The sequence below is a fragment of the Photobacterium sp. NCIMB 13483 genome (assembly GCF_003025475.1).
Lineage (GTDB): Bacteria > Pseudomonadota > Gammaproteobacteria > Enterobacterales > Vibrionaceae > Photobacterium > Photobacterium piscicola.
In genome coordinates, this window is sequence record NZ_PYLV01000050.1 from 1 (window position 1) to 2,566 (window position 2,566).

Below are 2,566 nucleotides of genomic sequence, written 5' to 3' on the forward strand. Positions count from 1 at the left end.
TTAGTGAAATCGAGTAGGACGGGACACGTGATATCCTGTTTGAACATGGGGGGACCATCCTCCAAGGCTAAATACTCCTGACTGACCGATAGTGAACCAGTACCGTGAGGGAAAGGCGAAAAGAACCCCTGTGAGGGGAGTGAAATAGAACCTGAAACCGTGTACGTACAAGCAGTAGGAGCCCACTTGTTGGGTGACTGCGTACCTTTTGTATAATGGGTCAGCGACTTAATTTTAGTAGCAAGGTTAACCGTTTAGGGGAGCCGTAGGGAAACCGAGTCTTAACTGGGCGTCATAGTTGCTAGGATTAGACCCGAAACCGAGTGATCTAGCCATGGGCAGGTTGAAGGTGAGGTAACACTTACTGGAGGACCGAACCGACTAATGTTGAAAAATTAGCGGATGACTTGTGGCTAGGGGTGAAAGGCCAATCAAACTCGGAGATAGCTGGTTCTCCCCGAAAGCTATTTAGGTAGCGCCTCGGACGAATACTACTGGGGGTAGAGCACTGTTAAGGCTAGGGGGTCATCCCGACTTACCAACCCTTTGCAAACTCCGAATACCAGTAAGTACTATCCGGGAGACACACGGCGGGTGCTAACGTCCGTCGTGAAGAGGGAAACAACCCAGACCGCCAGCTAAGGTCCCAAAGTTATAGCTAAGTGGGAAACGATGTGGGAAGGCTCAGACAGCCAGGATGTTGGCTTAGAAGCAGCCATCATTTAAAGAAAGCGTAATAGCTCACTGGTCGAGTCGGCCTGCGCGGAAGATTTAACGGGGCTAAGCTATACACCGAAGCTGCGGCAATATGAACTTGTTCATATTGGGTAGGGGAGCGTTCTGTAAGCCGTTGAAGGTGCATTGTAAAGTGTGCTGGAGGTATCAGAAGTGCGAATGCTGACATGAGTAACGATAAAGGGAGTGAAAAACTCCCTCGCCGGAAGATCAAGGGTTCCTGTCCAACGTTAATCGGGGCAGGGTAAGTCGACCCCTAAGGCGAGGCCGAAAGGCGTAGTCGATGGGAAACGGGTTAATATTCCCGTACTTCTTATAATTGCGATGGAGGGACGGAGAAGGCTAGGTGAGCCTGGCGACGGTTGTCCAGGTCCAAGTATGTAGGCTGATGAATTAGGCAAATCCGGTTCATCTTAAGGCTGAGATACGATGTCGAGCTACTACGGTAGTGAAGTCATTGATGCCATGCTTCCGGGAAAAGCTTCTAAGCTTCAGATTATAAGAAATCGTACCCCAAACCGACACAGGTGATCAGGTAGAGAATACCAAGGCGCTTGAGAGAACTCGGGTGAAGGAACTAGGCAAAATGGTACCGTAACTTCGGGAGAAGGTACGCTCCTAGCGGTGATGAGACTTGCTCTCTAAGCTGCCGGGAGTCGCAGATACCAGGTGGCTGCAACTGTTTATTAAAAACACAGCACTGTGCAAAATCGAAAGATGACGTATACGGTGTGACGCCTGCCCGGTGCCGGAAGGTTAATTGATGGGGTTAGACTTCGGTCGAAGCTCTTGATCGAAGCCCCGGTAAACGGCGGCCGTAACTATAACGGTCCTAAGGTAGCGAAATTCCTTGTCGGGTAAGTTCCGACCTGCACGAATGGCGTAATGATGGCCACGCTGTCTCCACCCGAGACTCAGTGAAATTGAAATCGCAGTGAAGATGCTGTGTACCCGCGGCTAGACGGAAAGACCCCGTGAACCTTTACTATAGCTTGGCACTGAACATTGACCCTACATGTGTAGGATAGGTGGGAGACGTTGAAGCAACCGCGCCAGTGGTTGTGGAGTCAATCTTGAAATACCACCCTTGTATGCTTGATGTTCTAACGTTGACCCCTTATCGGGGTTACGGACAGTGCCTGGTGGGTAGTTTGACTGGGGCGGTCTCCTCCCAAAGAGTAACGGAGGAGCACGAAGGTGGGCTAATCACGGTCGGACATCGTGAGGTTAGTGCAATGGCATAAGCCCGCTTGACTGCGAGAATGACAATTCGAGCAGGTGCGAAAGCAGGTCATAGTGATCCGGTGGTTCTGAATGGAAGGGCCATCGCTCAACGGATAAAAGGTACTCCGGGGATAACAGGCTGATACCGCCCAAGAGTTCATATCGACGGCGGTGTTTGGCACCTCGATGTCGGCTCATCACATCCTGGGGCTGAAGTCGGTCCCAAGGGTATGGCTGTTCGCCATTTAAAGTGGTACGCGAGCTGGGTTTAGAACGTCGTGAGACAGTTCGGTCCCTATCTGCCGTGGGCGTTGGATGATTGAGAGGGGCTGCTCCTAGTACGAGAGGACCGGAGTGGACGAACCGCTGGTGTTCGGGTTGTATCGCCAGATGCATTGCCCGGTAGCTAAGTTCGGAATCGATAACCGCTGAAAGCATCTAAGCGGGAAGCGAGCCTCAAGATGAGTCATCCCTAGACCTTTAAGGTCTCTAAAGGGTTGTTGAAGACTACAACGTTGATAGGTCAGGTGTGTAAGTGCTGCGAGGCATTGAGCTAACTGATACTAATTGCCCGTGAGGCTTAACCATACAACACCCAAGGGGTTTT

The 2,566-nt window shown here is 51.2% G+C and carries 1 rRNA gene; it reads left to right on the top strand.

Going from position 1 to position 2,566, the window contains the following annotated elements:
• Positions 1 to 2,547, top strand: a 23S ribosomal RNA gene (locus C9I86_RS19680); the annotation flags it as partial.
• Positions 2,548 to 2,566 lie beyond the last annotated feature (19 nt).